The following is a 22,895-nucleotide window of genomic DNA, read 5'->3' on the forward strand; positions in this document are numbered from 1 at the left end:
GCTCTTGCGGATAAAAGGATACATAAAATATCCTGAAATTGGTTTTCCCGGATTTTTATCCTGGAACAATTTTTAATCTTTTTCAGTACCGAATCTTTTTTTAAATAGCGGTCCATACTTTTATGGGGAAGCACAGGGGAGAAAAGTAGCACAATCGAGCTTATCAGTTCGATGGGGGCCAAAGAAATTTGGAAAATGAACCTTTTGAAGCAGGCAAAGGCGAAATGCTCGAAACCGGGGAAGACACAAAGAGCCTGCAGGAACAGGTAGAGGAGCAAAAAGCAAAGCCTGTTTTGTTCGGGACCTTTGAGGGCGTCTTTGTTCCTAACTTGCTTACCATCCTCGGGGTGATCATGTACCTGCGGGAGGGCTGGGTCGTGGGAAATGCGGGGCTGCTCGGGGCCTGGCTGATCATCCTGATCTCTTTTGCCATCACAACCTGTACGGGGCTTTCTCTCTCCTCGATCACCACAAATATTCGTATAGGGGCTGGAGGAGCTTTTTCCATCATTTCCCAGTCTCTTGGGCTTGAAGTCGGGGGCAGTATAGGGATTCCTCTCTACCTTTCCCAGGCACTGGCAGTTTCCATGTACATTTTCGGGATCAGGACTGGCTGGAGGTGGTTTTTTCCCGAGCATCCTGCCCTTTATATCGACCTTGCAGCCTTTATCCTGCTCTTCGTTATCGCCTATATTAGTGCCAGGCTCGCGTTCCGGATCCAGTACTTTATCCTTGTCGTGATTGTGGCTTCGCTGGTTTCCGTTTTCTGGACAGGGTTTGGAGATTCAATGCAGGGGCCTGTGCAATCATGGGGGACTTTTCCGGGCTCGCCTGAAAACGGATTTGTGGGGATAGGGTTCTGGGAGGTTTTTGCAGTTTTCTTCCCTGCCGCAACCGGGATCATGGCAGGAGCCAACATGTCCGGAGAACTCAAAAACCCCCGGAAAAGCATTCCTGCAGGCACTCTGAGTGCCATAGGTATCAGTCTCTGCATCTACCTGGCTCTGGCTTACTGGTTTGCCCGCTCCGTAACCCCTGAGGAATTGGTAAGCAACTACACAATTATATTTGAAAAAGCGGCTTTCGGACCCATTGTGGTTGCAGGGCTGCTTGGGGCTACCTTTTCTTCGGCCCTAAACTCCATTGTGGGAGCCCCAAGAATCCTGCAGGCCCTGGGAGAGCATGGGATTTTGCCGAAAAGCGAATGGTTTTCTCAAAAAACCGATAGAGGAGAACCCCGAAATGCTATTCTGTTTACAGGGGCGATTGTACTCGGAGCCCTTATGCTTCGCAACCTTAATTCCGTAGCGCCTCTGATCACCATGTTTTTCCTGATCACCTATTCCATGATCAATGTGGTGGTCTTTATCGAACAGAACCTGAAACTGGTGAGTTTCAGGCCCCTTTTCAAAATCCCCCTCATCGTGTCCTTTCTGGGGGCGGCAGGCAGTCTTTTTACAATGTTCATCATTAACCCGGGTTTTAGCTTCCTGGCAGTGGTTGTGGTTCTTCTGATCCATAGCTATCTCCTCCGCAAGCACCTGAAAGCTCCTTTCGGGGATGTTCGAAGTGGGCTCTTTGTGACAGTTGCCGAGTGGGCGGCAAAGAAAACAAACTCTTTTACTTCTTCCAGCGAGCGGACTTGGAAAGCTAATCTCCTGGTACCTGTGGAAGACCCACGGGAGCTCTTGGGAACTTTTGATTTCCTCAGAGACATCGCCTACTCCAAAGGTTCGGTCAAACTGCTGGGCCTGACAGGCAAAACAGATGAAGAAACCCTTCTCTCCCAGCTGTCTTCAATAAGTGAGGGTTTCCAGGAAGAAGGAGTTTTTTCTTCCTGGACCATTATTGATACTGCAGAATTCGAAGAGAACCTGGTCGCAGGAATGGAAGCACTTACAGGTTCTTTTTTCCGGCCCAGTGTTCTCTTTTTAAGCCTCCCCGAAAGCAGGGACAGGGACGAGAAGATCCGGGAAATCATAAGGAAAGCCTCCCTGTACAGGATGGGAGTGATTCTTTTTTCAAAGCACCCTCAAGCTGGGCTAGGAAGACAAAATTTGATTAATCTCTGGATTGAGAATAGGGGTCTTGATTGGGAAATCAGCATGGAACTCGGAAACATGGACCTCGCTCTGCTCATAGCGTATAAACTCAAGAGCAATTGGAAAGCTTCCCTTAACTTTATGACCTTCGCTCCCACTGCCATCCAGGCCCAGGCCGCCGAAAACTTCCTGCAGTCCCTGGCTGAACTGGCCCGGATCCCAAACGTAAAGATGCAGGTGCTGCGTGAAGATCCTATAAAAAGCCCGAAACTCCCTTTCGCATCCCTGCACATCTTCAGCCTCGACCCTAATCCGGACCTGGATCTGGCCAGACACCTGATGGAAAAAACTGGCTCTTCATGCCTTTTTGCCCTGGATTCCGGAGAGGAAAATGCCCTTGCCTGAGAAAGGCTTTCAAGGATATTTTTATCATTTCTCCCGGTCTTTCCTGTCAGAAACACAGGCTACAGACACCCTCGAGTATTTCGGGGAGTAAATTTCCGGAGCATGCGGAAACCGTGATCCCTGCCTCAGGCCTGGAGACACTTTTGATGGTAAAGACACTTTTGATAGGACAGAAGCTGCCAGGAAGAGGAAATGAAGCTTATAAGGGCTTTCTTCCTATCAAAAATGCTTTTCTCAGTCTGAAGAGCCCGAAAGAAGTTCTTTTCGATAAATTGTTTTGTGTTTTCTTTCATTTATTACGAGGATAATGGCCGAATCTCCCTCTTTTAGTTCGACTTCTTCGGGCAGGGGCAGTTTCATCTGGTTTGCTACTTCCAGGACAACAGGCGGATCAGGGGTGATTTCATACTCTGTGCCGTTATACTGGAGGTAGATACCGGTGCTTTCCCCTAAATTAAGCGGATCTCCCCCTTTATGCTCTATTTTAAGGTTTTTCGAATCGATTATCTGGACGTCCAGTTGCGTAAAAGTCCCTGATTTCAGAGCTCTTTCCGTACTTCCTCCAAGGAGCACGGCTCCTCCCATGAGAGCAAGGAGGCCTATACACATCATCGCGAGGGCGACGACTACAATGCGATTTACGGCTTTTTCATCACACGTGAATTTATTTATGGGCCTGCGCAAGGCTTTGCCTGAGGACCCATTTATGAATTTATTTAAAAATCCTGAACCCGAAATAGCTTCACCCCCATTGTAGAAGCAATTTGAATTCTTCATATTAATTTAATAATATTGTTATGCATTTTCATATATAAAAAAGTTTCAAAACTTTTCTAGTCTGTAATAAATTTTTAATAAATTCTTAATAAGTCTTTATAGTTATGTGATTATTTCCCTATCAGAAAATAAAACCAGGTAAGAACTTCCGTTAAGAAATAGTAAATGAGATCTCCCAATATCACTGTCAGAACAAAACTTGCTGTTATAGGGATCATGAACGGAAGGCCCGGAGTTACCCAGACAGTGCCGTCAAGGAGCCCATTCTCTTCGTGGGCTTCAAGTCTGGAGATCATATTCTGGTTTACATTAATTCCCCTGCCTGCAAAGGAAGGATTCAATTTCCCGTTATTCAGTTCAAAACGTTCAGCTAACCGGATATATCTGCCTTTTTCCAGAAGTTTTCGCATATCCTTAATGTTCATCCTGTATGCAAAGAGCATATAAAACGGCTTTTTGAGCATATCAGGAGTAAAATGAAGAACGTTGTAACAGAGAATTCCTAAAGGCACGATAGCTGTAAGAAGGAAGGAATTTTCAAGAACCGTAAGTGAAAAGAGCCCTGCAGGAGGAAATCCGAGCAGAGGAAAAGTGTAGCCGTAGAACTCCAGGACAGGGTAAACAGGGACAAGAGTCCCGATTACTATCAGGGCTTTTGCGTCTGCACCTCCGAAAATCCTTGCCCTGAAAAGCAGATAAGCCAGAAAAAAACTGGAAAAAAAAGAGAAAATTAACTGGAGCAGAAATAAAATCCCCCCCTCCATAATTTCATATATTAAGAAACCTGAGAGGGAAAGAAGCATAAGCTTCCATATACGGTTTGGGACCCTGCGGGTTTTCAGGTCCAGGTAGGAAGAGTAAAGGAGAAAAGGCAGACAGGCTGCCAGTTTCAAGACTTCGATCATGTGTAGTTTTCTGCTCTTTTGCTTTTTTGTTTCTCCAGTTATAATCTTTTCTCGTACTGGTTTTTATTATTTTCTGTATTTTCTTCCGTTTTCTGTATTTTTTCTGCTTTCTTCGGTTTCTGCATTTTCTTCCGTTTTTTGTATTTTTCTGCTTTCTTCAGTTTCTGCATTTTCTTCCGTTTTTTGTATTTTTAGTTCGATTTTTATTCCCGGCTTTTCCTCTTTCATTTTCGGTTTTCAGAGGTTTTTCCGGCATATAGGGGCTTTCCTGGGATGGATTTTTTCAAAGTTTTTCCCATTTCTTAAGCTCCATGATTTCTGAAAGGGTTCCCCCCCTCCGGATCTCATCGAAGATCCTCTTTTCGGTTTTATTGACTTCCTTTGCCCTTCTTGCAAGTTCGTAGGCATGTTCCTTCGGGACAACTACAACTCCGCTTTCGTCGCCGATTATATAATCTCCGGGTTTTACAGTCTGGCTTCCACAAGTGATTTCAGCATTGATTTCTCCAAAACCTTTCGGGTCCCCGGCATTGGGAACTGTATTGCTGGTGTAAATCGGGAGCCCGAGTGTTTCGACCTCATCAATGTCTCTTACAGCTCCTTCTATTACCACACCTGCAATTCCCTTGTTCAGGCTGCTCAGGGTTGCAAGCCCTCCCCAGCAGGCAACGTCCTTACTTTCATTATAAATTACTATTACATCTCCTTCTTTTGCGAGATCAATGGCTTCGACTGTTTTTGCCCAGTCCCCCGCAAAACACTGCACCGTAACTGCGGTTCCTACCATCTTTCCTTTTACGAGGGGGTGGATGCCTCTCATTGCGCCTTTTCTGTGCATCGCATCCGAGATGTTCGAGGTGGAGACTTCCTTAAAAATCTCCCTTATTTCCTGGTCTACGGTCCCCCTGTTCCGGATATCTACAGACTCAGGAGAGTCCACACTTTGCCTTATTTTTCTTGCAGCTTCGGTCACATTGTCAGAACGGGTTATGTTCCCTCCCACTATCACAATCCTGGCACCTGCTTTGACTGCCTGGGCTGCACTTTCGGCGTCAAGCCCTCCGGCTACTGCAAGCTGTACGCTCACTTTTTCTGAAATTTCCATTAAAATGGATACGGGGTCTTTTCCAATCATCTGCTGGTCGATGCCTACATGAACGTTCACATAGTCCACACCCAGAGCTTCGAGATCCACTGCCCGTTTTACAGGATCCGGGGCTGAGATAAGGTCTGCCATCAGTCGGACCCCATATTTGTGGGCTGAGCGGAGCGCGTCAAGAATTGTAGAATCGTCCGCACTGCCGAGGACGATAACTACATCCGCACCGGCTTTTGCAGCCATCTCGACTTCCATGGCTCCGGTGTCTACGGTTTTCATATCAGCAAGAATTGTCCTATCCGGGAAAGCTTTTCTCATGGTGCGGATTGCGTCCATGCCTTCACTTTTGATCAGGGGGGTCCCTATCTCGATCCAGTCAGCACCTCCTGCGACTGCTTCTTTTGCAATCTCAACTGCACGGTCAAGTTCCAGAAGATCAAGTGCAACCTGAATTATGGGAACGATAGTATCACCTCTATCGGGAAACCGAGAAATGTGAAAAATTGAGTTTTTGCATCGGTTTCCTCCTGGTTTTATTTTTCAAATTTTATTATATGTTTTAAATTTTCACTATACCATTAAATTTTCACTATACCATTAAATTATCAGTATGACTTTTATTACCTTTTTTGATTCACCTGTTACCCCTGTATATTCTTACTACCCATTTTCAGTATGTGAGTTCTTCATTATCTATATTGCTTTTCATTCTGAACTCTATTTCTTTGAGTGTTTTTGTTTCCATAATTTTATCTCCGCAGCCAGGGTTCTCCACTAAAAATTTGTTACAAATATTTTTTATCGGAGGAGATAACTTAATTGTCGGGGACAAATTATGGAAAAAAGCCTTAAATCAAACGAGGAAGAAAATTTTTCTCAAAAATATATTACTGATGCGGAACGCAGAGAGTTACTGGGTGCTCTACACTGCCGTCTCTTCTGGGTAGGACAGCATATCCCGGACTATGTGGAGTTTGAGGGAGAAAAATACCCGCTTCACAACTATGTCTGGGAGTTAATCCAGAAAGATACCCTTACTGAAACCGAAAAATCCAGAATAGATAAATGCATCGATATTATTTCGGCAAAAGAGCAAGAGGACGAAAAGGAACTTGAAGAGAAACCTCTTACACACGAGCAGGCAGAATCTCTCTACCATGAGACTGCGGGTCTGCTCCGTGCAATAGCGGACCTTAAAGAAATCGAAAGCGGGGCTCTTAAAGAAAGTTCAAAACGCTTTCAGGAGCAATTTGTCAGTCAGCGGGTAAAGGATGCCAAGCTCTGGCTTGAATTCATAAAGAATGTATCCAAGTAAAAGGGAATGAACGAGGGCAGATAAGGGCTATAACTGCTGAAGTGTTAACTTGGAAAACTTTCGGAGCAAAGATTATATCTCTGGGAATCATTTATGAAAAACGGATGTTATTCAAGAACCGGCACGTCATCTCAATGAAAGATTTTTCGCGGGAAGAAATTGACCATGTTCTGGACACCGCAGAAAAACTTGAACCTGTAGCCAGGGGTGAAGAAAGGTCCAGGCTGCTGGATGGAAAAATTGTTTCTCTTCTTTTTTTTGAACCAAGCACAAGAACAAGACTGTCTTTTGAGGTTGCTACTCAGAGGCTTGGAGGTCAGGCGTTGAACCTGGGTTCGGTTGAGGCAAGTTCTGTCATGAAAGGGGAAAACCTTGCCGATACTATCCGTGTAATCAGTAAATATGCTGACCTTATTGTGCTGCGCCATCCCCTTGACGGATCGGCACGGATGGCTGCGGAATTTGCAAGTGTCCCCGTGATCAACGGGGGAGATGGTTCTGTCCATCACCCTACCCAGACTTTTCTTGACCTCTACACTATCCGCAGGGAAAGCCATCTTGAAGGCCTGAAAATCGCCATGGCAGGAGACCTTAAATACGGGAGGACTGTCCATTCCCTTTGCCATGCCCTGTCCCTTTACGGAGCAGAAATGACCTTTGTTTCGCCTCCGGAACTCCGGATGCCCTCTGAAATTGTCCGGGATCTAAAGAAGCAAAAGATCCGCGTAAAGGAAACCGATTCTCTTGAAGAGGTAATAGGAGATGTCGAAGTCCTGTATATGACAAGAGTTCAGAGGGAACGTTTTCCTGATCCCGAAGAATACGAAAAGGTTAAAAACAGGCTGAAGGTTACAGGTGACCTTTTAAAAGCCGCAGACCCTGACCTTAAGATCCTTCACCCTCTTCCGAGGGTAAACGAGATCGCTCCTGAGGTGGATGCAACCCCTCATGCATGCTATTTCGAGCAGGCTTTCTACGGAGTCCCTATAAGGATGGCACTGCTTGCCCTGGCAATGGGGGTGATTGAGTGAAAGAAAAAAGGGACCTGAAAATCCAGGCAATTGAAAACGGGACTGTAATTGACCACATAACAGCCGGACAGGCTCTGAATGTCCTTCGCATCCTGAGAATTTCCAGTGCTTTTCGGGCAACCGTCAGCTTTGTTATGAACGCTCCCGGAGCACGAGGCAAAAAAGACGTCGTTAAGATCGAGGGCAAGGAACTCAGTGTTGAAGAACTTAACCGAATAGCCCTTATCTCTCCCAAAGCCACGATTAACATCATAAGGGATTTTGAGGTGGTTCAGAAGAATAAAGTCGTGCTTCCGTCTTATGTGGAAGGCGTTGTCCGCTGTATGAATTCAAACTGCATCTCCAACAGCAGTGAACCCATAAAATCCAAATTTTCAGTACTTCAGTCCGACGAAGAAGGAGTTTCCCTTCATTGCCTGTACTGCGAGCACGTAATCTCCGAAGAGATTGCGGAAAATTTGCTGTAAACCGTAACGTTTCTTTGCGAAAATTTTCTTTAAGGTTTTTTCTTGAAGAAAATTAAAGCTTCTGAAGAGTTTAAAAAAATTTGCCGTAACCGGGAGGATATCCAGGTCTGGTTAGAAATGTAAATTTCATTTCGTTTTTACCCTGAAGCCCCACCGGGTTTCCGGTGGGGCAAAAGATTATATGACTGAAAGAGGTTTTAGCTCGGTTGATTCTGTTCTTTAATTGTATGTTCTTTAATTATAACTGCCCGTTGTTGTAGGCATCAAGCTTCAGGTATATGTCTTCTCCACTAGGAATCTCACCACATCCTACTTTTGTTCTGTCCTGCCAGGGAGAACTGTTTGCTCTTATAGGGCTTTCATCTTTGTCATAGTAGTATTTACTCATCCAAAGGTCTCCCTCATTAACTTTGTTATTTACATCATAGGACAGGCAGCAGCCGTTTGCTTTGTTCAGTTTTGCGGCAATAAGCGCATCGAACATGGTGTAAACCTTATCTCCTTTCACAGGGTGCTGCATAATGTCTATTGCCTGTTCTATAGTATAAGTTTTATAACCATAACTGGTATCACCAATTGTTATCGTCTGCACAGGCCATGCTTCCGGGTGGTTTTTCCAGTAACCAGGGCTTTTAGGTGTACATTCATTAGTTCCACAGTCGCAGGCTGCTGCAACCCCACTCAATGCGATCAAACAGGCTGTAAGCATTAAGATTTTAGTCAAATACCTCATGTTTTGCACTCCCTTTGCTATCTATGTGGGGGAAATGATCTTACAGGCTCAGATAAGGAAATATTATTTTTAATTCTTCTATCTCTTCCCCAGGCTCCCTACCTGACTGCCAGTTAGTCTAAATTCCCCAAATGATAATAATACTCTGAATTATTTAATACTTTTCTGTATAAAATTAATATTTATGTTTTAGATGGGAATAATTACTTAATTAGATGTGTACCATAAAAGACTCGTCTTCTCTTTTTTCTTAAGGCATAATGCTATTGTTTTTTGATCAAAAAAGAGAAATGGACGATAATCGAGTATGAAACTCTTCAATTTATTTCATAGATGCTGGTAAAAAATTAATACTGAAGAACGAAATTTTAGTAAAAAAATAGATACAGAAAAATCAGAGTGCAGTATAACTGGCTTGAAAATGTGATTAATTCTTGTTCCAGAGTACGGGTTAAAGGTAAGGAAGTACTGACCTCTGGATGTAGATTGTAACTGTTTTCCGGAGTCGGGATGGAAAAGAATATGAGGCCGGGCGGATAAATCATAAAAGTAGATTGGATTTGAGGAAAAAATTTATGCTGAAAGATGAGAACCGCGCAAACGAGGCAGATGCCGAATACATCAGTTATCAGGAACGCAACAAACTTCTCTGGAGCCTCAGGAGCGAATTTGCCTGGGCCGGGAAAAAAATCCCTGAAAGCGTGGAGATAGATGGAGAGATATACAGGCTTCGGGACATGGTAAGGGACCTCGGAGAAAAGGAATTACCCGGGCCGGATGAAGCTGCCGAAATCAGGGCTCTTATCCCCAAACTGAAGGAAAGGGCAAAAGCAGATGAAGAACTGCTCGAAACCGAGAAACTTACAAAGGCTGAGGCAGAAACCCTTTATGAAGAAACGGTCGGACTTTTGCGGGCGGCAATGGAACTGAAAGATAAACTTGAGGGGAAAAGCGGGGAAAAAAGTGTTGATGAATTTAAGCGGATGCTCAATGTCCAGAAGGTAGTGGACGAAAAGCGCTTTCAGGAGCTTATTAAAAGTCTAAAATGATGAGTTTGTTTTCTATCTTTCTTATGTGTTTATAACTTTGGGAAGGTACAATTTCAGGTGACCTCTTTTTAGGCCACTTTTTCGTCTTCCTTTTTATTTCGTTTCGTTTTTGAGAATAGTGACGAGTTCTTCCGGTTCTTCGGTAAAGAATTGAAGATTCAAGTTTGAATTCGTAGTAACTTTAAGGGTTTGTTGATAAGGCGCTAAGATTTCGACATTGTAATACAGCACGAGGAAAAATACTACTCCTGCAAGGCGCACCAGAAACAGACTGAGTACAATATAGTCTGGAAATGATCTTTCCAAATTCCGTAAAGCTTTAATTATCCCCTCTCCAAGGTAGAATGGTAAAAAGATAACATAAAATAAACGGATCAACCAGCGCAGGGAATGATTTTCGTTATTTGTTACCGAGATTTGCCTGATATCTTCTTTTTCGACAACAACTGGCTTACGCAGAGGTCTCTTGATTACAATTTTTCCGGACATTACTTCGACGGTATTAGGACGGTTAAGAAAGAATATGAGAGGTATAAGGAAAATAACAAGGCCTGAAAATATAATCAAAAAAGAGTCTTCAGGAATGTAGGCCCATACAAGCAAAGAGGTTACAAAAGAGATTATTGATACGAAAACAGTAATTATTAGAGCCCAGAAGTCAAAGAAGCTAACTTGCACCTTAGGAATTCTACTTTCGTGCGGGTTCATGGGAGATGGGTCCAATTGAATATTTTCATTTCTCAATTTGAATCCATAGAAGGTGTCTTCTCCCCATCTCTTCCCAAATGAGTTTTTCATCGGGCACCTGCCCATCAATTTTCGGAAGTATTTCACAAAAACCATTTCATACGCCTTCATAAATGCCTTCCAATAGATGATTTAAGCTCTGCAGCTGAGGCTTCGTCCGTGATTATGGAATGATAAGGGTCCCTCAACAACAGGGACTGGTTTCAATATCAGCTGCGTATTCAGATTCCGCTGTAGGTTTTTTCCTTTATTTCTTACTCCTCTTCTTTTTTGAGAATTCCTGTGAGTTTTTCAGGATCATCGGTAAAGAAACTTAGTTTCAGGTTTGAACGTGTAGTAACTTTAAGAATCCGCTGATAAGGCGCCATGAGTTCGAGGTTATAAAACACCACAAGGAACATTACTAATACTGTAAGATTCAACAGAAATAGGCTGAGATCAATGTATTCCGGAAATGACCTCTCCATTTCCTGCAAAGTTGGCATTATCTCTTTTGCAAAGTAAATTGGTATAAAAACAACGTAAATTGAGCGGACCAGCCAGCGCAGGTAATGATTTTCTGTCCTTGTTACCGAGATTTGCATGACGTCTTCTTTTTCGATCACAAGTGGTTTACGCATAGGTCTCTTGATTATGATTTTTCCGGATGTTACTTCAGCAATATTGGGTCTGTTAAGAAATAATATGAGAGGTATAAGGAACATAATAAGACCTGAAAATATGATCAAAAAGGAGTCTTCAGGAATATATATCCATAGAAGCAGGGAGATTATTAATGTGAAAATAGCAACTATTACAGTCCACCTGTCAAAGAGACTATATCGCACCTTAAGGATTTTGTTTCTCCTCAGGTCTACAGGAGAGGGGTCCAATTGAATACTTCCATTTTCCATTTTAAAGAACGGGTAGTTGCCTTCCTGCCACCCTTTCCTGAGGGAATTTTTCATCGGGCACCATCCCATTAATTTTCGGAGAGCTTCGATAACAGTCATTTCATACGCCCTCACGATGCCTTTCAATAGATGATTTAATCTCTGCAGCCGAGGTTTCGTCCGTGATCAGGGAATAGTAGGGAGTCAATTCATACCATTTTTTGTGTCTGGTCTTGATGTACAGCTGCGTATTCAGGTCTCGGAATTGGGCTTTTTGTTTCCTATCTCCAAATAGTATGAAGGGAAGCATAGAGATCAATAGCAAGGGTATTTTCCATTCTCCTTTTACCACAGCCATGTGGTAGACCACAAATGCACAAAAAATTACACCGAGAATCAGAAGAAGGGTCATTTTCTTTGAACGCTTTTCAATCCTGTACGAACCCACTCTTTCAATCTCTTCATAAGGAATTTCCAATCTCTTCAGCTTGAAGGCCTGCAGATGTACCCCGAATCTATCTACAAGAACTGCTGCATCGAGGGTTTTGAGAAATAGAAAGTAGTAACAACTGTTAATCAGTAAGAGGCCGATCATGAAGAAAGAAATATCCCCCGGATACCTCAGAAGCAGGCTGATGCCTGTATAGAAAAGTAAAAAAACAAGATTCGTATTTGCACGAAAAACTACATTTGAAGTTCTGAACTCCGGTGAATTTCCTGTTTTTCCGGAAATAGGAATCAAGTTTGCAAAAGAACGGGATTGTTTTGTTTGCTGTGCTGTGTTCTTGCAAATCGGGCACCAGCCCATCAATTTTTTGACATGTTTAAAAACAATAAGTTTGGAAGTCATTACCTCCCCTCTCTGATGATATACGAGTTTTTCCACTTCCCATACCTTTTATCTAAATAGATTGTTTTGTGATTCTTCTTTTCCCAGTATAGTATCTGGAGACAGCCAAGCCACATAGAAGCGAGTCCGCCTGCAAAGAAAGAAAGGATCCCCTCAAAGAAAGGAAGTATCTTTTCCATGAGATAATCTCTTTCTACATCTCCTAAAATACTCCAATAAAAAATCCAACAAAAAAGCATTACATAGAAAATCAGATTCATTATTCGGAACAGTTTTTTCATACCGGAATTATCGAGAATTAGTTTTTGTGCTATGGTATCGTATCTGTGCATCTGCTTTTTCCAGTCAAAAATGAAAATAATTACGAAAATGAAAAACCCGGCAAGTAAAGCAGCTATATTCACACCCAGACGGGGCATTACTAGGAAATATATAAGTGTAAGAAAAGAATCAACCAGGAGAATCCTGCTGCTCAGTTTCCGGAACCAGCTTAGATTTTCCGAGTTTCCGGTATCACCGCCTCTGGTCGGGATATCCGCGACAAAGTATTTTGAATGAAGAGGATGCCGAGTTTCATGTGCTCTGGCATTAGGGCACCAGCCCATCATTTTTCGGATAGATTCGATAAAAGCCATTTCATATACCCTCGCAGTGCCTTTCTATGGACGATTTCAGCTCTTCAGCCGAGGTTTCATCCGTGACTAAGTAATAGTAAGGGGTCCATTCATACCACTTTTTGTGTCTGGTCTTGATGTACAGCTGCGTATTCAGGTCCCAGAACTGAGTTCTTTGTTTCCGCTCTGCAAAAAGTAGGAGGGGGAGAAGGGAGATCAGTAGTATGGGTACATTCCAGTCTCCTTTTCCTACAGCTATGTAGGCCACGAACCCGCAAATAGCAATGCCTCCAATTCCCAGGAGAAGAGATGCTTTCTTTGAACGTTTTTCAAGCCTGTGTAATGTTATGCTTTCAATTTCTTCGTAAGGAATTTCAAATTTCTTCAGTCTGAAAGCCTGCAGATGTACCCCTAATTTATTTACAAGAACTGCTGTGTCGAAGGTTTTGAGAATTAGGAAGTAAAAAGAAATGTTAAACAAAAAGATACCTGTCAGGAAGAAAAGAATTTCCTTCGGATACTTAAGGGAAAGGAGCAGCCTGAAACTTATCATGAAATATATCAGGAACAGAGTTGTGTTTGCAGGAAAAAGTACATTTGAAGTTCGGAACTCGGGGAGATTTCCTATTTTTCCGGAAACCGGGGCCGTATTTGCAAAGGAACAGAATTGTCTTCTTTCCGATGCCATTTTTCCGCAAACCGGGCACCATCCCGTCAGTTTTTTTATCTGCTCAAATGCAGCAGCTTTGGCAGGCATTTATTTTTTCTCCCGAATAATGTATGATTTCTTCCATGTCCCATAGCTTTTGTCGAAATAAATCGTTTTGTGGTTCTTTTTCTCCCAATATATTAGCTGGAAATAGAAAGACCATATTCCGACCACGAGACCTCCCACAAATGAAAACATCGCTTGCAGATCAAGTCCCTGGTTTTCGATATAAAAATTATATATCAAAATGAAAAGTACAGCTGCAAGTATGTAATACAATTTTTTATCTGAATAGTCGATTACCGGGTGTTTTACGAGAGCGTCATATCTCTGCATTTGTTTCTTCCAGTCAAATATAACGAAAAACAGGGCAATGAAAAATCCGGAAAGTAAAAGGATTAGATTTGCACTCAGAGTTAGATTTATACCCAATTGATCGATTACCAGGAAATATGCAAGTGAAAGAAAAGCGTTAATCAGGAGAGTATAAGTACTTGTTTTCCGGAGCCATCCAGGATTTTTCAGATCTTCATTTTCTCCTCTTGTTCTATCTGGGATCTCAGAAGCAAAATTTTCAAGGCTAGAATGCTGTCTGGCTTCAGACGCTCTGGCATTCGGACACCATCCCATAAGCTTTTTAACCTGATCAAAAACAAAGATTTTAGCGGGCATTTATTCTCTCTCCAGAATTATGTACGACTTCTTACACCCGTAGCCTTTGTCGATATAAATTATTTTATGATTTTTCCTTTCCCAGTAAAGTATCTGAAGATATTCAAGCCACATACTGACCAGGAAACCCCCAACGAATGAAATCATTGCTTGAACGGCAAGTCCCCCAGCATTAGCATCAAGGTAAGACATTATGTAAGACATTACAAAATAAACTGCAAATATGGTCGCGAATATACTCATTTTTCTTTTATTTGAACACTCAGTAACTGGTTTTTTTATCAGTGCGTCATATTTTTGCATTTGTTTCTTCCAGAAAAATATGCTGGGAAATAGAGAACTGAAAGATCCGGCAAGTAAAAAGATCGGGCTTATGCCTATTTGATGAAATACCATGAGATAAATGAGAGTAAAAAAAGTATAAATGAGAAGGGGTCGCGTACTTGCTTTCCGGAACCATCCCAAATTTTTCGGACCTCTGTTTTCTTTCCCTGCTCTTTCAGGAATATCAGAATTAAAATTCTCAAAGCTAACATTTAGTCTGGCTTCAGATGCTCTGACATTCGGGCACCAACCTATCAATTTTTTAATGTATTCGGTATTCAGGTTCACAGTTTCTCCTCCTTTTCTTCAGAGGCATACATTTTTTGGAACCCCTTTTCACTTTTTATATAAATTTTCATTTGTTTTTTCTTTTCCCAGTAAATTAACTGAAAATAACTTCCCCACATCAGTATCCAAGCCCCTGCAATAAAAGAATACATTGACTGAGCGTTAAGAAAATGGAGTATATGAGACAGATGAGACAGTAAAACCATGAACAAAATTAAGCCCAAAATTATGACTAAGAAAACCCGGAAGAATGTTTTTTTAAAGGAAGGAGCAACAGCAGGTTTTTTTGCCAGGGTATCGTACTTATTCATCTGCTTTTTCCAGCCGAGCAAATAGGTAAGTAAAGAAAGTGAAAGGCCTAGAAGGAAAGCCTCTGAGTTTATACCCTTTTGGGATAGCAAATTTATGAGATAAAAAGTAAAGAATAGTGTTGGCAGAAGAATTCTAACGTCAAACCTGGAGAAGAGCCTGGAAAATCGGTTCGGAACCTCCTGATTCCTGGCTTTTTCTCCTCCGGATTGAGGAGCATATGCTTCAAAATTGGCAGGGCTAATCCGGGATCCGGTTTCGAGTGTTTTTGCATTCGGGCACCATCCCATCAGTTTTTTGATCTGCTCAAAAGCAACGAGTTTCACGGGCATTTCTCATTTCTCCCTGATCAAATACGAGGTTTTCCACTTCCCGCATCTCCTGTTGATGTAGATTTTTTTATGGTTTTCACTTTCCCAGTATAGTATCTGGAAATAACTCAACCACATTGATGCAACAGCTCCTGCTCCAACGGAAAATGTCAATTGCATGTTAAGAACACGGTTCGTATACGAGAGAAAGACTATGAGGGAAATTATGGCGGTAAAAATCCAGGTAAGTTTTTGTTTATCGGAATTATCAACCACGGGATTTTTCTCAAGGGTATCATACCTCCGCATCTGTCTCTTCCAATCATAGATGCTGATTGTAAGGCAAACGATCAGTCCGGCAAGGAATGCTCCTGTATTTACTCCAATCCTGGCCAGAAGCAAACCATAAGCAAAGGTAAATCCCGTGTCTATCAAAAGGACATAAGTGCAAAGTCTGGAAAATTTGCTCAAAGGTGTAGGGAGGACTCGGGATTTCTCATTTCCTGACTGGCTGTATACTCCAAAATTTTCATGAGCAATTTGGTATTCAGTCCCTGGCTTTTTTGCATTCGGGCACCATCCCATCAGTTTTTTTATGTATCTGGATTCCCGGCTTATGGTTCTCCCCCCTTTTCTCTAAGGACATACAGTTTGTGCTGTCCCTTCTCTCTCTTCACATACATTTTTACATGGTTTTTCCTCTCCCAGTAAATTAGCTGGAAATAGAAACCCCACATCAGAATCATAGTTCCTGAAAAGAAAGAGTACAGTATCTGATCGTTAAAAAGATAAGCTGCATGAGACGAGATATAAGGTAAGAAAGCTATGAGTAAACCCAAACTTAAAAATGGGAATAAGAAAACATAGAAGAATATTTTTCTGAAGGAAGGAGAAATAACAGTTTTTTCTTTTGCAGCGTCGTATTGATACATCTGCTTTTTCCAGCCGAGCAAATAGATCGGTAAAGAAAGTAAAAGGCCAAGAAGGAAAGCTTCTGTGTTTATACCTTTTTGAAATAGGTTTATATAAACAGGAGCAAAGAACATTGGTAGCAGGAGGAGCTGGGTATAAAGCCTGGAATGGGGGCCTAGAACCTCCGGACTTCTTGCTTTTTCTTTTCCTGATCGATCATATGCTTCAAAATCAGCAGAGCTGATTCGGGGTCCTGTTTCAAGTTTTTTTGCATTCGGGCACCATCCCATAAACTTCTTGATCTGGTCAAAAACAAGGATCTTAACGGGCATTTATTCTCCCTCCCTCACGATATACGACTTTTTCTCCATTCCACAACCTTTGTCGAAGTAAATCGTTACGTGATTAATTTTCTCCCAATATATTATTTGGAAATAGACAAGCCAAATTCCAACCATTAAACCCGTACCGAATGAAATCATTGCTTGCAGGGAATGTTCGCGACCAACAATGATACTAAGGAAAAATAGCACAAAATAAAGCGCATACGGAATCGTTAGTATAATACTTTTTTTCTTATTCGAATGTTCAACAACTGATCTCTTTACCAGGGCATCGTATCTTTCCATTTGAATCTTCCAGTAAAATGCGACATGGACGAGGGCAGTGAAAAATCCGGCAAGTAAAAAGATCGGGTTTATGCCTGTTTGATTAAGTACCAGAAAACACACGGATGTAAAAAAAATGCCATATAGAAGAATTCGAGTACTTGCTTTCCGTAGCCGTTCCGGATTTTTCATATCTCCATCTTCTCCTCCTGCTCCGGCTGGCGTATCTAACTCAAAACGCTCAAGATTTACGTACTGTCTGGCTTCATGTACTCTGGCATTCGGGCACCATCCCATGAACTTTTTGATGAATTCTCCTTTCCCGTTCATTCCAGTCCCCTCTTTCCCTCAGGGCATATTTCCCTTGAATATGTTTTCCTGAACCCGCCTTCACTTTTCGTACAAATTTTCATATTGTTTTTCCGCTCCCAGTAAATGATTTGCAGGTAACTGATCCATATGAAGAATATTGCACCTGCACCGAATGAATAGAGGGTTTGAATGTTATGGAAAATAGTTCGGACAACATAAGGCAAAAAGACCAGAACCGAAATCATAAGCAGAATTATTGCAAAAAATATCCGGAGAAACCTGTTCTTGCCGGAACTGCTAACCACAGGTTTTTTTGCCAGGGCGTCGTACTGTTGCATCTGCTTTTTCCAGAAGAGGGTTGTGAGCAGCAGCGAAAGGCCAAGCCCTTCAAGGAAAGCTTCCGGGTTTATTCCCCATCGGGATAACATGACAAAATAAAGGAGTGTAAGATAAATGCTTACTGCAAGGACCCGGTTTCTCAGCCTGGTAAATTGCCTGGTAAATCGGGAAATGGTCCCCATACTTCCGGTTTTTCCGCCCCCTGATCGGGGAGGGGCTTCAAAATTATCAAGGCTAATTCGGGGTCCGGTTTCAAGTGCTTTTGAGTAGGGACACCAGCCCATGATTTTTTTGATATATTTCAGGGTCATGGTCGTTACTCCGCTTCCGCATTTACGATACAGATCTCTGACATTTTACGGTCATATACAAGCACTATTTTTCCATTCCTCTGTTCCCAGTATACATCCGTAAGATAATACAGAAAAGCTGTCAAACAAATGCCGGCTATGCCAGATGAAAATACCGTGTTGAGTGAACCTAAGTAAAAAAGAAACACCATGGGAGAGAAATCAAACTTAAAGTAGTGCAACAAAGCTATCAAACAAAAAGCAGAGATTAAAAACAAAACGAGTCCCCAGTTAAATTGTGAAAATAAGAGATACAGTATTACCAATGCTATTATTATATTTATTAACTTTATTATTATCTCTTTTGACGATACAGTTATAATTTTTCTTTGTCTGCTTGAGTTCTTTATGTCATCCAGATAATTCCAGGTCCGGATACAGAGGCTCAGGTTAAAAATAATTCCTAAAATTACCCCGGACATGAAACGTTCATCCACGGGGCTAACTCCCTGGAATCTGATCAAATATATGGAAAAGAGAGTAAACACGGAGGAATCTATTAATGACCTGTTATGACGTTTGTTCCACCAGCCGGGAGATGGAACCGGAGAATTCCCGGCATCTTTTCCTCCGGATTGGTTATCAGCTTCCGGATATTCAGGGCAGATGGAATGCCTGGTTTCAAGTGCTTTAGCATTAGGACACCATCCCATCAGTTTCCTGATACTTTTTATGAATACATCCATCGTTTACCCTTCCTTTAATTTTATTTGCCTTTACCCAGGCCTATTCGATCGACTCTTTTAATTTCTCAAACAATTCATCTGCAATCTTTGTGGGATCTTCTGTACTCTGAAGTTTGAGTTGCATTTCTTCTGCAAAGTCCCAGAGGAGTTCGATACATTCCCTGTACCGGTCGCAGGACCCGCATTCTCCTTCGTGTTCGTACCAGACCTGCATTCCGTGTTTTGTTGAGACAAAGATTATTGCGTTGGCTTTGAAAGGAATAGATCTCCCAAAGAGGATTCCTTTCTTTGAGTCCAGTTTCTCCACTTCTATCCTGTTTGCCCTGGCCATCTCAAGCAAAGTCTCTTCTATACGTTTATCCATACTGAGGAGGGCTCGCGAGACTGCCTGTCTGGAGACCCCGAAATGCTTTGCAATATTGATGTTTGGGAGCCCGTTTCGGCGCAGAACCCAGAATTCAAATTGTTTTTCACCTGCCGGAAGGAACATAAGTAAACATGTGAATGTTGACTATATATAGTTTTCGATCTTCTTAACTTTTTTGAGCCACTTTACTGAAAATCTTTGTCTGAAGGGAAATCCTGGAGTTTTGTTTAGAATAGTTAGATGATATGGCCATAAAGAATATATGGAACAAGGTTAAAATTTGTTTACAAATATGAATATTTATTGAATAGTATATAATTCCAATTAGATTCTATGCTAATATAAGTTAGAAGCTGGGTTTGAGGTTTTAATATGCTGAAGGAGGACTATTCAGAAAAAAATTTGGAGATTCTATTCCTTTCGGAAGAGTCCCGAAAACTAATACAGGCTCTTTCTAATACAAACTCTCTAAAAATTCTGAAGCTTCTGGAAGATAAAGATATGTCAGCAGGTGAACTTGCAGAAAACCTCAGTTTGGGCTTAAGCACTCTCAAATACAATCTTGATTCCCTTTTAGATGCGGGTATGATCAGAGTTTCAGAGATTAAATGGAGCCAGAGGGGAAGAAAAATAAAGATTTACGAGCCGGTTGAAAAAATAATAGTTCTTGTGCCGGGATGCAGGAATAGCTGCAAGGAAGAAATCCTTGGCATGTTCTTAAAAAATACGCAAGAAAACTTCTGCATCGACGGAGACTAATATTTTTTTAGAATTTGTTAAAAACTGATATTATCCTCTCAAACTGCAGAAGTAACTGAATGCGGTGGTTCTCAATTTGTTCAAAATATATTGTTTTGATAAAATCTGAGTTTTTGGATTAATTCTATTTTATATTATCAACGAATGAAATATAAGTAAAAACATGAGTATAAAGAGGTTAAATTTTGACTGAAAGATCAAACTCTACCATTATCTTGATAGTTATAATACTTATTGTGGCGTCAGTACTTTTTTATTCCTATTTCATGGGCCAGCTCCTCTGGGGCATTATAGTTGCGGTAATGATTATTCTGATTGCAGGTATGCTCCTTTTTTTGCCGATTATCGCAGATCCTTTGAGCTCATCCTATTACAGGGGAAATGAGAAATCCGAATCTTTTGGCATTGAATCTACGTGCCTGGGCGATTCCAGAGTTTATGAAAGGCCATTTTTCTTCATCGGTGTGCCTTTAATTATGATTGCGTTTGGAGGTGTGTTTTCCAAGTACGAGAGTATATTTTCCATAGCATATGAGAGCGGAACAACATTGGTTCTATATCATGGACTCTGTTTTGTTTCAAAAGATGACAAACTTAGCATTAGGGGTAAATGGTACAGGGGAAAAAAGCTCGGAATCCAGGGAAATATTGTTGTTGCGGACAGAGTTGAAAACCTGAGTTCCGGAATTGTATTTGCAAGACAGTGATAACCATGTCGCTAAATCAGGTCTTATTCAATTCATATACTTAATTTACATATTTAATTCATGTTTAATTCATGTTTAATTCATGTTTAATTCATGTTTAATTCATGTTTAATTCATGTTTAATTCATGTTTAATTCATGTTTAATTCATGTTTAATTCATGTTCGAGCCCTGTTCATAGGAAGGATGTTTGCAAAGTAAACATCCGGACGTGCGTAATACATATTATTTATAAGTTCTACTCCCGAAAGGGTAAATAGGAATTGTTACATAGACAAACTCTTTTACTTCATAAAAACTGTGAATTTCTTTGCTTATTTTGAAAAAAGTATACAGGCAAGTGTTTCCAGGTAAAATTGGAAAACGATTTCCAATAAACGCAAGTCTTTTTTTCGGAATTTTTGTCAAAAATCTATTTATCGATGCCAGGCAAAGAGGAAACTGCCCGATAGGTTGGCTCCCTCAGTCTCCTTCTATCTCAAAGTCTGCAGATAGATGAATCAGCATGAAAAAAGAATTAGCATGAAAAAACTGCTTGAGAGATGAACTGTCATGAAAAGGACTTTAGAATACATACGAAACGGATGGAAGGCCAAGCCCCGCATTTTTGTCTGTTGCGTGGTGGCCCTCTGCTTCTTACTGCTTGCATTCACAGGCTCTATCTCTGCCAAAACAGTTACTGTGGATGCGCAGGGATGGGGCGATTCCCGCAGCATCCAGGCCGCTGTGGACATGGCAGAAGAGGGAGACACGGTTTTCGTATATGCAGGGGAATACAATGAAAATGTGGTTGTGGACAAATATCTAACATTGATTGCAGAAGACAGGGATGCTTCCTTCGCCCTCCAGGAGAGCAGTGATTCTGATAGTTCAGAGTTCGGTAAAATAATGGCAGAAACCGATAAAATCACGGAAGAATTTGGCCTTGACCCCATGTATGAAACCTTAATATACATTTCTCCCTCAATCAAAAAAGCAAGTTCTGATTATCTGCTGTTGATTCTTGATGCTTCCGGGCAGATAGACCTGCTCAAAGAAATAAATAATGGACCCTTTTCGGAATCAGAAAAGCTCGTACTCGAAGAATCGGTTCAGGAAATCCGAAGAAAATATCCTATCGGTTTTGTCAGAAGGGGTAAGGTTGTTTACGCTTATCTTATTTCATCAGAAAGAGAGCTTGATGGTGATAACGAGGGAAATATTACTGAAAGAGCAGGGCTTGAAAACATGGCTGAAAACGTTTCTACCAATATTTCAGAAAACATAATTGAAAACAGAAGCTTTGCCCCTTCGGTCAAATTGTACCTGACGGAAGACGAAAATAGAACCTTGGACAGGATTCAGGGAGTAAGTACGGCATACCGGGACCTTTTTCAGAGAATAAGAGAGGTGGATTTAAAGGATACGGATTTCGGGCAATATGAAGTTGATGATGAGGTTATTGAATACGGAAATTCTGTGCCTGGCGACGATGCCGGAGAATTCGTAATTTTCCAGACAAGGCCGCTTGATAATGTAATAATTATTCCGGCTGAGCCTGATTTTCCGGCTCTTGAAATAAATGCCGATAATATAACTGCTCAGGGTTTTGTGATCAAATCCGATTGGGGAGAGAGACCTGAGGCGGGTCTTCTCCTTCTAGGGGCCGGAAACTGCACACTTTTAAAAAATAGGGTATCGGGTATGGAACACGGGATTTTTCTCCGGAACTGCACGGACTGCGTTCTGGAAAGTAATCACCTTGACTCGAACAATGAAGCTCTCGTAATAGAAAACTCTGACAGAAGCCTTTTCAGGGCCAATATTATGGAAAGAGGAAACAATGGAATTTACCTTAAAGGTTCGGATGAAAACCGGCTCTTTGAAAACCGCGCAGAGGATTTTTCCTCAGGGTTCAGAATAGAGGAAAGCATGGGAAACACCATCGAGTCCAATATTGCGGCCTGCAACATCCGGGCAGGCTTTTATCTGCTAAAAGCGGCGGAAAATCAACTTGATAATAACAGTGCCAATAATAATTTCCAATGCGGGATAAGCCTGGAAACCTCTTCCGGAAACACTCTTGTCCGGAATGAATTGTGGGCTAATACGCATGGAATTTCCCTTGAAGATACCAGCAACGAAAATTCCGTACATGACAATCAGCTCTTTGAATGCGAAAAAGGGCTTCTTGTGAGTAAAGACTCAACTGAAAACCGCATCTACAACAATACGATCCGCCTGAGGAAAATACAGGATAAATCCTGGATTGAAGAGATCCTTGACCAGATATTTATTTAATCAAAATGAGGTCCAAACCAGATCTCAGTGCCGGATACAATTGCAGACCTCAGATTC

The 22,895-nt window shown here is 41.6% G+C and carries 27 protein-coding genes; 8 read left to right on the forward strand and 19 right to left on the reverse strand.

The genetic code is table 11. The features are described from left to right. Positions 1-188 precede the first annotated feature (188 nt). Complete coding sequence (locus tag ACSAZL_RS21300; protein WP_440946542.1) at positions 189-2,447, forward strand: amino acid permease; 2,259 nt, start codon at positions 189-191, stop codon at positions 2,445-2,447. 234 nt (positions 2,448-2,681) lie between these two features. Here ACSAZL_RS21300 and ACSAZL_RS21305 read toward each other — a convergent pair whose 3' ends face one another. The 4 genes from ACSAZL_RS21305 to hxlA form a co-directional block, all read right to left on the reverse strand. Beyond that, the gene (locus ACSAZL_RS21305; protein ID WP_440946543.1) at positions 2,682-3,224 is read right to left on the reverse strand and encodes a hypothetical protein; all 543 of its coding nucleotides are present in this window, start codon (positions 3,222-3,224) and stop codon (positions 2,682-2,684) included. A 110-nt stretch (positions 3,225-3,334) separates the two neighbouring features. Next, positions 3,335-4,129 (reverse strand): A24 family peptidase C-terminal domain-containing protein, encoded by a 795-nt coding sequence (locus tag ACSAZL_RS21310; protein WP_440946544.1) that lies wholly within the window; start codon positions 4,127-4,129, stop codon positions 3,335-3,337. Positions 4,130-4,195: 66 nt separating this feature from the next. Beyond that, the gene (locus ACSAZL_RS21315) at positions 4,196-4,357 is read right to left on the reverse strand and encodes a hypothetical protein (RefSeq protein ID WP_440946545.1); all 162 of its coding nucleotides are present in this window, start codon (positions 4,355-4,357) and stop codon (positions 4,196-4,198) included. 55 nt (positions 4,358-4,412) lie between these two features. After that, complete coding sequence (gene hxlA / locus ACSAZL_RS21320) at positions 4,413-5,660, reverse strand: 3-hexulose-6-phosphate synthase (RefSeq protein WP_440948930.1); 1,248 nt, start codon at positions 5,658-5,660, stop codon at positions 4,413-4,415. A gap of 403 nt (positions 5,661-6,063) precedes the next feature. On the opposite strand from hxlA, the gene ACSAZL_RS21325 reads away from it, so the two are divergent. The 3 genes from ACSAZL_RS21325 to pyrI all read left to right on the forward strand — a co-directional run bounded on the left by ACSAZL_RS21325 (position 6,064) and on the right by pyrI (position 8,041). Next, a complete protein-coding gene (locus ACSAZL_RS21325; protein ID WP_440946546.1) occupies positions 6,064-6,543 on the forward strand; it encodes a DUF5788 family protein in 480 nt (159 codons plus the stop codon). 104 nt (positions 6,544-6,647) lie between these two features. Next, the gene (gene pyrB, locus ACSAZL_RS21330; RefSeq protein WP_440946547.1) at positions 6,648-7,574 is read left to right on the forward strand and encodes an aspartate carbamoyltransferase; all 927 of its coding nucleotides are present in this window, start codon (positions 6,648-6,650) and stop codon (positions 7,572-7,574) included. After that, complete coding sequence (gene pyrI / locus ACSAZL_RS21335; protein WP_440946548.1) at positions 7,571-8,041, forward strand: aspartate carbamoyltransferase regulatory subunit; 471 nt, start codon at positions 7,571-7,573, stop codon at positions 8,039-8,041. The genes pyrB and pyrI overlap by 4 nt, the downstream gene beginning before the upstream one ends. Before the next feature lie 238 nt (positions 8,042-8,279). On the opposite strand, the gene ACSAZL_RS21340 is transcribed toward pyrI, so the two are convergent. Beyond that, positions 8,280-8,774: a hypothetical protein gene (locus ACSAZL_RS21340; protein ID WP_440946549.1), complete on the reverse strand. Its 495-nt coding sequence runs from the start codon at positions 8,772-8,774 to the stop codon at positions 8,280-8,282. Positions 8,775-9,349: 575 nt separating this feature from the next. On the opposite strand from ACSAZL_RS21340, the gene ACSAZL_RS21345 reads away from it, so the two are divergent. Beyond that, positions 9,350-9,823 carry a DUF5788 family protein gene (locus tag ACSAZL_RS21345; protein WP_440946550.1) on the forward strand — a complete coding sequence of 158 codons (474 nt, stop codon included), beginning with the start codon at positions 9,350-9,352 and terminating at the stop codon, positions 9,821-9,823. Positions 9,824-9,916: 93 nt separating this feature from the next. Here ACSAZL_RS21345 and ACSAZL_RS21350 read toward each other — a convergent pair whose 3' ends face one another. From ACSAZL_RS21350 to ACSAZL_RS21415, 14 genes are all read right to left on the reverse strand, one after another. After that, positions 9,917-10,681: a DUF1673 family protein gene (locus ACSAZL_RS21350; RefSeq protein ID WP_440946551.1), complete on the reverse strand. Its 765-nt coding sequence runs from the start codon at positions 10,679-10,681 to the stop codon at positions 9,917-9,919. A 143-nt stretch (positions 10,682-10,824) separates the two neighbouring features. After that, positions 10,825-11,562, reverse strand: coding sequence for a DUF1673 domain-containing protein (locus tag ACSAZL_RS21355; protein WP_440946552.1), 738 nt, complete (start codon positions 11,560-11,562; stop codon positions 10,825-10,827). Between the two features lies 1 nt (position 11,563). Next, positions 11,564-12,292: a DUF1673 family protein gene (locus tag ACSAZL_RS21360; protein WP_440946553.1), complete on the reverse strand. Its 729-nt coding sequence runs from the start codon at positions 12,290-12,292 to the stop codon at positions 11,564-11,566. Further along, entirely contained in the window at positions 12,292-12,927 is a 636-nt protein-coding gene (locus ACSAZL_RS21365; RefSeq protein ID WP_440946554.1) for a DUF1673 domain-containing protein, read from the reverse strand. The genes ACSAZL_RS21360 and ACSAZL_RS21365 overlap by 1 nt, the downstream gene beginning before the upstream one ends. 1 nt (position 12,928) lies before the next feature. Further along, positions 12,929-13,663, reverse strand: coding sequence for a hypothetical protein (locus ACSAZL_RS21370; RefSeq protein WP_440946555.1), 735 nt, complete (start codon positions 13,661-13,663; stop codon positions 12,929-12,931). Then, entirely contained in the window at positions 13,664-14,287 is a 624-nt protein-coding gene (locus tag ACSAZL_RS21375) for a DUF1673 domain-containing protein (protein ID WP_440946556.1), read from the reverse strand. Continuing rightward, positions 14,288-14,899 carry a DUF1673 domain-containing protein gene (locus tag ACSAZL_RS21380; RefSeq protein ID WP_440946557.1) on the reverse strand — a complete coding sequence of 204 codons (612 nt, stop codon included), beginning with the start codon at positions 14,897-14,899 and terminating at the stop codon, positions 14,288-14,290. It lies immediately after the preceding gene. Further along, complete coding sequence (locus ACSAZL_RS21385) at positions 14,896-15,540, reverse strand: DUF1673 domain-containing protein (protein WP_440946558.1); 645 nt, start codon at positions 15,538-15,540, stop codon at positions 14,896-14,898. Before ACSAZL_RS21385 ends, ACSAZL_RS21380 begins: the two co-directional genes overlap by 4 nt. A 3-nt stretch (positions 15,541-15,543) precedes the next feature. Continuing rightward, positions 15,544-16,104: a DUF1673 domain-containing protein gene (locus tag ACSAZL_RS21390; RefSeq protein ID WP_052721747.1), complete on the reverse strand. Its 561-nt coding sequence runs from the start codon at positions 16,102-16,104 to the stop codon at positions 15,544-15,546. 29 nt (positions 16,105-16,133) lie between these two features. Beyond that, a complete protein-coding gene (locus tag ACSAZL_RS21395; RefSeq protein ID WP_440946559.1) occupies positions 16,134-16,763 on the reverse strand; it encodes a DUF1673 domain-containing protein in 630 nt (209 codons plus the stop codon). Then, the gene (locus tag ACSAZL_RS21400; protein WP_440946560.1) at positions 16,764-17,369 is read right to left on the reverse strand and encodes a DUF1673 domain-containing protein; all 606 of its coding nucleotides are present in this window, start codon (positions 17,367-17,369) and stop codon (positions 16,764-16,766) included. Further along, the gene (locus tag ACSAZL_RS21405) at positions 17,366-18,001 is read right to left on the reverse strand and encodes a DUF1673 domain-containing protein (RefSeq protein WP_440946561.1); all 636 of its coding nucleotides are present in this window, start codon (positions 17,999-18,001) and stop codon (positions 17,366-17,368) included. The genes ACSAZL_RS21400 and ACSAZL_RS21405 overlap by 4 nt, the downstream gene beginning before the upstream one ends. Positions 18,002-18,006: 5 nt before the next feature. After that, complete coding sequence (locus ACSAZL_RS21410) at positions 18,007-18,726, reverse strand: DUF1673 domain-containing protein (RefSeq protein ID WP_440946562.1); 720 nt, start codon at positions 18,724-18,726, stop codon at positions 18,007-18,009. 40 nt (positions 18,727-18,766) lie between these two features. After that, positions 18,767-19,216 carry a hypothetical protein gene (locus tag ACSAZL_RS21415; protein ID WP_440946563.1) on the reverse strand — a complete coding sequence of 150 codons (450 nt, stop codon included), beginning with the start codon at positions 19,214-19,216 and terminating at the stop codon, positions 18,767-18,769. Between the two features lie 249 nt (positions 19,217-19,465). Between ACSAZL_RS21415 and ACSAZL_RS21420 the strand changes: the two genes are divergently transcribed. The 3 genes from ACSAZL_RS21420 (at position 19,466) to ACSAZL_RS21430 (ending at position 22,838) form a co-directional block, all read left to right on the forward strand. Continuing rightward, positions 19,466-19,852 carry an ArsR/SmtB family transcription factor gene (locus ACSAZL_RS21420; RefSeq protein ID WP_440946564.1) on the forward strand — a complete coding sequence of 129 codons (387 nt, stop codon included), beginning with the start codon at positions 19,466-19,468 and terminating at the stop codon, positions 19,850-19,852. A 185-nt stretch (positions 19,853-20,037) separates the two neighbouring features. Further along, positions 20,038-20,559 carry a hypothetical protein gene (locus ACSAZL_RS21425; protein ID WP_440946565.1) on the forward strand — a complete coding sequence of 174 codons (522 nt, stop codon included), beginning with the start codon at positions 20,038-20,040 and terminating at the stop codon, positions 20,557-20,559. Between the two features lie 551 nt (positions 20,560-21,110). Further along, a complete protein-coding gene (locus tag ACSAZL_RS21430; RefSeq protein ID WP_440946566.1) occupies positions 21,111-22,838 on the forward strand; it encodes a right-handed parallel beta-helix repeat-containing protein in 1,728 nt (575 codons plus the stop codon). The last annotated feature ends 57 nt before the right edge of the window (positions 22,839-22,895 follow it).

It is taken from the genome of Methanosarcina mangrovi (assembly GCF_052057765.1).
Classification (GTDB): domain Archaea; phylum Halobacteriota; class Methanosarcinia; order Methanosarcinales; family Methanosarcinaceae; genus Methanosarcina.

Bases quoted from the DNA above. Each gene is read 5' to 3' on its own strand.
- ACSAZL_RS21305 (WP_440946543.1), bottom strand. From the start codon at position 3,224: ATGAAGAATTCAAATTGCTTCTACAATGGGGGTGAAGCTATTTCGGGT.
- ACSAZL_RS21310 (WP_440946544.1), bottom strand. From the start codon at position 4,129: ATGATCGAAGTCTTGAAACTGGCAGCCTGTCTGCCTTTTCTCCTTTAC.
- ACSAZL_RS21315 (WP_440946545.1), bottom strand. From the start codon at position 4,357: ATGAAAGAGGAAAAGCCGGGAATAAAAATCGAACTAAAAATACAAAAA.
- ACSAZL_RS21325 (WP_440946546.1), top strand. From the start codon at position 6,064: ATGGAAAAAAGCCTTAAATCAAACGAGGAAGAAAATTTTTCTCAAAAA.
- pyrB (WP_440946547.1), top strand. From the start codon at position 6,648: ATGTTATTCAAGAACCGGCACGTCATCTCAATGAAAGATTTTTCGCGG.
- ACSAZL_RS21340 (WP_440946549.1), bottom strand. From the start codon at position 8,774: ATGAGGTATTTGACTAAAATCTTAATGCTTACAGCCTGTTTGATCGCA.
- ACSAZL_RS21345 (WP_440946550.1), top strand. From the start codon at position 9,350: ATGCTGAAAGATGAGAACCGCGCAAACGAGGCAGATGCCGAATACATC.
- ACSAZL_RS21350 (WP_440946551.1), bottom strand. From the start codon at position 10,681: ATGAAGGCGTATGAAATGGTTTTTGTGAAATACTTCCGAAAATTGATG.
- ACSAZL_RS21355 (WP_440946552.1), bottom strand. From the start codon at position 11,562: ATGACTGTTATCGAAGCTCTCCGAAAATTAATGGGATGGTGCCCGATG.
- ACSAZL_RS21360 (WP_440946553.1), bottom strand. From the start codon at position 12,292: ATGACTTCCAAACTTATTGTTTTTAAACATGTCAAAAAATTGATGGGC.
- ACSAZL_RS21365 (WP_440946554.1), bottom strand. From the start codon at position 12,927: ATGGCTTTTATCGAATCTATCCGAAAAATGATGGGCTGGTGCCCTAAT.
- ACSAZL_RS21370 (WP_440946555.1), bottom strand. From the start codon at position 13,663: ATGCCTGCCAAAGCTGCTGCATTTGAGCAGATAAAAAAACTGACGGGA.
- ACSAZL_RS21375 (WP_440946556.1), bottom strand. From the start codon at position 14,287: ATGCCCGCTAAAATCTTTGTTTTTGATCAGGTTAAAAAGCTTATGGGA.
- ACSAZL_RS21385 (WP_440946558.1), bottom strand. From the start codon at position 15,540: ATGCCCGTGAAACTCGTTGCTTTTGAGCAGATCAAAAAACTGATGGGA.
- ACSAZL_RS21390 (WP_052721747.1), bottom strand. From the start codon at position 16,104: ATGGGATGGTGCCCGAATGCAAAAAAGCCAGGGACTGAATACCAAATT.
- ACSAZL_RS21395 (WP_440946559.1), bottom strand. From the start codon at position 16,763: ATGCCCGTTAAGATCCTTGTTTTTGACCAGATCAAGAAGTTTATGGGA.
- ACSAZL_RS21400 (WP_440946560.1), bottom strand. From the start codon at position 17,369: ATGAACGGGAAAGGAGAATTCATCAAAAAGTTCATGGGATGGTGCCCG.
- ACSAZL_RS21405 (WP_440946561.1), bottom strand. From the start codon at position 18,001: ATGACCCTGAAATATATCAAAAAAATCATGGGCTGGTGTCCCTACTCA.
- ACSAZL_RS21410 (WP_440946562.1), bottom strand. From the start codon at position 18,726: ATGGATGTATTCATAAAAAGTATCAGGAAACTGATGGGATGGTGTCCT.
- ACSAZL_RS21415 (WP_440946563.1), bottom strand. From the start codon at position 19,216: ATGTTCCTTCCGGCAGGTGAAAAACAATTTGAATTCTGGGTTCTGCGC.
- ACSAZL_RS21420 (WP_440946564.1), top strand. From the start codon at position 19,466: ATGCTGAAGGAGGACTATTCAGAAAAAAATTTGGAGATTCTATTCCTT.
- ACSAZL_RS21430 (WP_440946566.1), top strand. From the start codon at position 21,111: ATGAAAAGGACTTTAGAATACATACGAAACGGATGGAAGGCCAAGCCC.